Genomic DNA, 6117 nt, shown 5'->3' with positions numbered 1-6117 from the left:
GCGTGGTTCTTGGCTTGTGCCGGTGGCCGTGTGGGGTTGCTGTGTGGTGGGGGTCGGCGCCGCGGTGGGGTGTCTCCTCGGCGTGAAGGTCTCGTTGTCGGCTTTCCGCCGGTGACTTTCTCGACCTGCGGGGACACCCCACCGCACCACCTCCCACCCGGTGGCCAACCGCACGCCGGTGACCACTTCGGTTGTTCCCATGCTGTGTATCGGTGCCGTGCCGGCACCGATACACCACCACTGTGCGCCTCGCGGGAGGGGCACAACCCGCGCCACCGGGTCGCTGCACGCGGACGACCCCCCAAGGGGGCACTCGGGTAGGCGCCCTGCGAAGGGGGTGTTGCGCGGGACGGTGGGCCCGTGGAGTGGGGACCGGAGGTCCCGCGCTGAGAGCGTGCCGCAGCACGCCATGGAACCGGCCCCGGCGGACCCGGAGTGGAGGTGGGCCACCGGCGGGACGGGGACGCGGTGGGGTGTCCCCGCAGGTCGAGACGAACGACGGCGGAAAGCCGAAAACGAAAGATTCACGCCGAGGAGACACCCCGGCGCGGCACCGGACACCCCGCACCCACGCGCCCACAACCCCAACGGAAACCCGGAATCACGCGGCGCCAGCCGCAAAGCACCGCACCACACGCCGCGCCGAAGCCACCGGCCAGGCACCCGGAAACGGTGAACCGCCCCACACAGCGCCCCCCACCACGTGCGGCGGCACAAAAATCAGCGCGGGACCCTGCGGCACCCACCACACCGGCAAACCGTCCCGCGCAACACCCCCGTCTACAGGCCACCCCCCGTTTCGCCCCCTACCAGCGGGGCGGGGGCGGGGACGTCAGTTGGTCGGCGAGGCGGGAGAGGCGGTCGCGGAAACCTTTGCGCGGGCCCGCGACGGGGAGGCTGTTCTCACCGGCCGCCGCGGACACCAGGTGCTGCACGGTGTCGAGGTCGACCTCCGCGGCGTCGGCGGTGAGCACATCGTGCGCGATCCCCCTCAGCTCCCCGGACGCCGAATCCGCCGCGTCCTCGTCGAGCGCCAACACCGTCGCCCCCGCGCGCCGCGCGTCCTGAACACGTTCGAGAAGCCCCTCACCGGGCTCCTCGGGCGTCACGACGAGCAGCGTCTCCGCACGCCCCGCGGCCTCGATCCGCCCCAGCCCGACCGACAGATGCGCGGGCGCCGAATGCGGCACCCGGTACCGCACCAGCGTCGGCGACAGCTCGGGCGTCCCCGACCACGCGGCCTCGTCGTCGAGGTGCGCCGCCAGGTGCCACGGCTCGTAGGACTCCGTACCCACCAGCAGCAGCCCGCCGCCCCGTGGCGTCACGGACGACCGCAGCGTCCCGGCGAACCGTCGGGTGGACTGCAACCACTCCGTTCCGGCGAGCACTTCGCGCAGCAGCGCGACCCTCACGGCATCCATGGCCCGGCATGATGCCGTACGTCACCACCCGGACGGGCGGTTTCCGTCGATCGGGCCCGGAACGAGTGGGGCGTCCGGCGTGCCCGGGGGGCGTGGTGCGCGCCGTGCCCGAGCGCTCCCCGTGGCGGATGAGCCGGGCCGTGATCGTTCATGTCCGCTTCCTTGACGGCCAGTTGGGGCGTGCCTACTGTCGCGACAGGACAAGGGACGTCCTACCTCTGGGAGTTGGGGAGCCGCTCCATGCCGTACGAGACCTCTGTTCCGTTCCGGGCGGGAAACGACGGGTATGCGAGTTTCCGGATCCCCGCCTGTGTGAAGGCTCCCGACGGGTCGCTCCTCGCGTACGCGGAGGGACGGGTCAACTCGACGTCCGACACCGGCAACATCGACATCGTGCAGCGCCGCTCCACCGACGGCGGCCTGAACTGGGGCCCGTTGCAGGTGGTAGCGGTGCACGGCAGCGGTACGGCGGGCAACCCGTCGCCCATCGTTCGCCAGAACGGCACCCTCGTCCTCGTCTACGTCACCAACGCCGCCTCGGCCACCGAGAGCCTCATCCGGCGCGGCCGGGTCGCGGCGGCCGACGGGCGCCGGGTGTGGGTGTGCGAGAGCGGTGACAGCGGGGCCACCTGGACCCGGTCGCGGGAGATCACCGAGACGGCGAAGCGCCCGGAGTGGCGCTGGTACGCGACGACGCCGGGCCATGCCATGGAGCTGACGGGTGCCGCGCACGCCGGGCGGCTCGTCGTCCCGGCGAACCACTCGATCCCGCCGACGGGCGGCGACGACGGCACCGAGGGCAAGTACAACGGCGGTCACGACCTGCTCAGCGACGACGGTGGCCAGACCTGGCGGATCGGCTACGTCGACGACAACCCCGACGGCTATGTGAACGTCAACGAGACGACGGGCGCCGAACTCCCCGACGGCCGGATCTACCTCAATACCCGCACCGAGGCCACGGCCCCCGGCAACCGCGCCGACGCCTACTCGGCCGACGGCGGCGAGACCCTGACCGAGCCCTTCCAGCCCGAGACGGGCCTGACGGTGCCGGTGTGCGAGGGCAGCGTGCTCCAGCTCCGCGATCCGGACGTGCTGCTGTTCTCCGGTCCCTCCCACGCGGAGCGGCGCGAGCGCATGGTCGTGCGGAGAAGCCCGGACGGCGGCGTCACATGGGTGGCGGCGCACGTCGTGGACGAGCGGCCCGCCGCCTACTCCGACCTGGTCCGCGTCGACGGGACGACGGTGGGCCTGCTGTACGAGACGGGGGACTCCAGTCCCTACTCCACCATCACTTTCCGGCGCGTTCCCGTGGAGGAGCTGGTATGAGCGGTACGCCTGCGCAAGGACGGCAGTCGCCCGGCAGGCGGGCGGTGCTCGCCGGGGCCGGTGCCGCGGCGGCGTTCGCGGTCGCCGGGTGCGGCTCGGACGACGACGGGGACGAGCCCAAGGGCCGCAAGAAGGGCGAGAAGATCACCCTCACCTTCTGGTCCTGGGTGCCGGGCATCGAGAAGCCCGTCGGGATGTGGAACAAGCAGCACCCCGAGGTCCAGGTCGACGTGGAGAAGGTGTCGGCCGTCGACGGCGCGCAGTACGCGAAGATGCACGCGGCGGTGAAGGCGGGCAACCCGCCGGACCTCGGCCAGATCGAGTTCCCCGCCGTGCCCAGCTTCCTCCTCGACAACGGGCTGCTGGACCTGTCCGAGCACGGCGCCGAGGACGTCCGCAAGAAGTTCACGGGGTGGCAGTGGAAGCAGTCCGTCTTCGGTGACTCCGTCTTCGCGATCCCGCAGGCGTCCGGGCCCATGGGCCTGTTCGTGCGCCAGGACCTCTTCGACGAGTGGGGCATCGACGTCCCCACGACCTGGGACGAGTACGAGGAGGCGGCCCGCGCGATCCGCGACAAGGGCGCCTACATCGAGACCTTCTCGCCGCCCAACGGCAACCGCTTCGCGGGCTACGCCTGGCAGGCGGGGGCCAGGTGGTTCTCCGTCGAGGGCGAGGAGTGGACCGTCAGCATCGACGACGGGCCCACCCGAAAGATCGCCGACTACTGGGAGAACCTGGTCCGCGAGAAGCTGATCACCACGGACCCGGACCGGCAGAACGCCTGGTACAAGAACGTGCAGACCGGGAAGATCGTCGCCTGGATCGGCGCGAGCTGGGGCGACGCGCTGCTCGTCGGCAACGCGCCCAAGACCAAGGGCAAGTGGCGGGTCGTCCCGCTCCCGCAGTGGAAGAAGGGCGACAACGCGCAGGCCAACTGGGGCGGCTCCACGACGGCCGTCTTCGCGAAGACCAAGTACCCCGAGGACGCGATGGACTTCGCGGTCTGGCTCAACTCCGATCCCGAGGCGATCGAGGCCCTCATCGCGGGCGGCGCGGGCTGGCCCGCGGCGGCGGAGGGCTGGGCGCCCTCCGACCTGGACGTGGAGAAGGACTTCTTCGGCGGCCAGCGGTACAGCGAGGTCTTCGAGAAGGCCGACAAGGCCGTGGACACGAGCTGGCAGTGGGGGCCGCTGATGGACACCCTCTACCAGCGCCTCGGCGACGCCTTCACCGACGCGCTCTCGGACACGTCCATCTCCTTCCGCGAGGTGCTGAAGACCGTGCAGCGGCAGACCCTCGACGACCTCAAGGGCAAGGGGCTGAAGGTGAAGGCCGGGTGAGCGAAGGCACGACGGGCGCGGGCCCGCTGGGCAGTCCTGGACCGCCCGGCGGCCCGCTCGGCACTCCCGGTTCCGGCGGCGGTTCCGGACTTGAGCCCGAGCCCGGGCCCGGCGGCGCGGGGCCCGACGTGCGCCCCGGGCCAGGGCTGCTGGCCGTGAACGGCGCGCGTCGGCACGGCGCGCGCAACGCGCGCGCCGCGGCCGGGTTCCTGCTGCCCTTCGCGGCCCTCTTCCTGCTCACCTTCGTCGCGCCCATCGGCTACGCGCTCTACCAGAGCCTGCTGCGGCCCGAGCGCAGCGGACCCCTCGGACTCGGCGGCACCACCACCGCCTTCGCCGGGCTGTCCAACTACACCCACGCGCTCCAGGACGGCCGCTTCCTCGCGGGCTTCGGGCGCGTGCTGCTCTTCGCCGCCGTGCAGATCCCGCTGATGATCCTGCTCGCCACGGCCCTCGCGCTGCTCCTGGAGGCCGCCTCGGCGCGCTGGGTCGGCTTCTTCCGCACGGCGTACTTCCTGCCGTACGGGGTCCCCGGAGTGATCGCCTCCATCCTCTGGGGCTTCCTCTACGTGCCCGGGATCAGCCCTCTGGTGGAGATGGCGCAGGCGGTGGGCTGGGACGTCAACTTCCTCTCCCGGGGCACGGTGCTGTGGTCGATCGCCAACATCGTCACCTGGCAGTTCACCGGCTACAACATGCTGGTCCTGATCGCCCAGCTCAAGGCCGTACCGCAGGAGCTGTACGAGGCGGCGCGCATCGACGGCGCCGGGTCCTGGCAGATCGCCCGGCACATCAAGCTCGCCCTCATCCGTCCCGCGCTCGTCCTCACCACCGTCTTCAGCATCATCGGGACCGTCCAGCTCTTCGCCGAACCCATGGTCCTGAAACCCCTGGCCTCGGTCATCGACTCGGGCTACACCCCGAACCTGCACGCCTACCACGAGGCGTTCAAGAGCAACGACCAGCACGTGGCCGCCGCCGAGGCGGTGCTGATCGCGCTCGTCGCCTGCGTCCTGTCCTTCGGCTTCCTGCGGCTCGTCGGCCGCCGAGGGGACGGCCGACGGGGCAGTGGGGGGAGCGGCGCGTGAGCGGCGTCCGGCCCGTGGACCGCGTCCCGGCGCGCTACCGCATCATCACCCTGTCCCTGCTGACGGTGGCCGCGCTCTACTTCCTGCTCCCCGTCTACTGGCTCGTGGTCTCGGCCACCAAGAGCACCGGCGACCTCTTCGGCACCTTCGGCTTCTGGTTCTCCGACCCCCGCCCCTTCCAGCGGCTCGGCGAGATGCTCTCGTACGACGACGGCATCTTCCTGCGCTGGACCCTGAACAGCCTGCTGTACGCGGGCGGCGGCGCGGTGGCCGCCACGCTGCTGTCGGCTGCGGCCGGATACGCGCTCGCCAAGTTCGCCTTCCGGGGCAGGGAGACCGTCTTCAACATCGTCCTGGCGGGCGTGCTGCTCCCGCACACCGTGCTGGCCCTGCCCCTGTATCTGCTCTTCAGTGAGCTGGGCCTCGTCAACACGTACTGGTCCGTGCTCGTGCCCAGCATGGTGAGCCCGTTCGGGGTGTACCTGTGCCGGATCTACGCGACGGCCGCCGTGCCCGACTCGCTACTGGAGGCGGCGCGCATCGACGGCGCGGGCGAGGGGCGCATCTTCCGGGTGCTGGCCCTGCGGATGATGAGCCCGGCGCTGGTGACGGTCTTCCTCTTCCAGTTCGTGCACATCTGGAACAGCTTCTTCCTGCCGCTGGTCATGCTCTCCGACTCCAGCCTCTACCCCATCCAGCTCGGCCTGACGGGCTGGCAGGGCTACGCGGACAGGCAGCCCGAGCTGTACCAGTACACGGTGGGCGGCGCCTTCCTCTCCGTCGTCCCGCTGATGCTCCTGATCGGCGCGCTCCAGCGGTACTGGCGCACCGGGCTCACGGAGGGGAGCGTCAAGGCGTGACCGTGTGACCCCGTCGGGGTGCGCGGGCACGTGATCACCTTCACTGCATGCCGTCAGGACGGGGCGCGGGCCAGGGTGG

The 6117-nt window shown here is 71.2% G+C and carries 5 protein-coding genes; 4 read left to right on the top strand and 1 reads right to left on the bottom strand.

Features of this window, described 5'->3' with window-relative positions; translation table 11 throughout:
• Positions 1-806: 806 nt before the first annotated feature.
• Entirely contained in the window at positions 807-1421 is a 615-nt protein-coding gene (locus ACWGJ2_RS33805; RefSeq protein WP_453350145.1) for a hypothetical protein, read from the bottom strand.
• Between the two features lie 240 nt (positions 1422-1661).
• On the opposite strand from ACWGJ2_RS33805, the gene ACWGJ2_RS33800 reads away from it, so the two are divergent.
• The 4 genes from ACWGJ2_RS33800 to ACWGJ2_RS33785 all read left to right on the top strand — a co-directional run bounded on the left by ACWGJ2_RS33800 (position 1662) and on the right by ACWGJ2_RS33785 (position 6038).
• The gene (locus tag ACWGJ2_RS33800; RefSeq protein WP_453350144.1) at positions 1662-2750 is read left to right on the top strand and encodes a sialidase family protein; all 1089 of its coding nucleotides are present in this window, start codon (positions 1662-1664) and stop codon (positions 2748-2750) included.
• The gene (locus ACWGJ2_RS33795; protein ID WP_453350143.1) at positions 2747-4090 is read left to right on the top strand and encodes an ABC transporter substrate-binding protein; all 1344 of its coding nucleotides are present in this window, start codon (positions 2747-2749) and stop codon (positions 4088-4090) included. The genes ACWGJ2_RS33800 and ACWGJ2_RS33795 overlap by 4 nt, the downstream gene beginning before the upstream one ends.
• A 128-nt stretch (positions 4091-4218) precedes the next feature.
• On the top strand, positions 4219-5178 hold the full coding sequence (locus tag ACWGJ2_RS33790) for a carbohydrate ABC transporter permease (RefSeq protein ID WP_453350152.1): 960 nt from the start codon (positions 4219-4221) through the stop codon (positions 5176-5178).
• Between the two features lie 14 nt (positions 5179-5192).
• Positions 5193-6038, top strand: a complete 846-nt coding sequence (locus ACWGJ2_RS33785; RefSeq protein ID WP_453350151.1) for a carbohydrate ABC transporter permease — start codon at positions 5193-5195, stop codon at positions 6036-6038.
• Positions 6039-6117: the final 79 nt, after the last annotated feature.

The sequence above is a fragment of the Streptomyces sp. NPDC054796 genome (assembly GCF_053611545.1).
The sequence above is the reverse complement of the archived record's forward strand: the minus strand, read 5'-3'. Positions and strand labels throughout refer to the sequence as shown.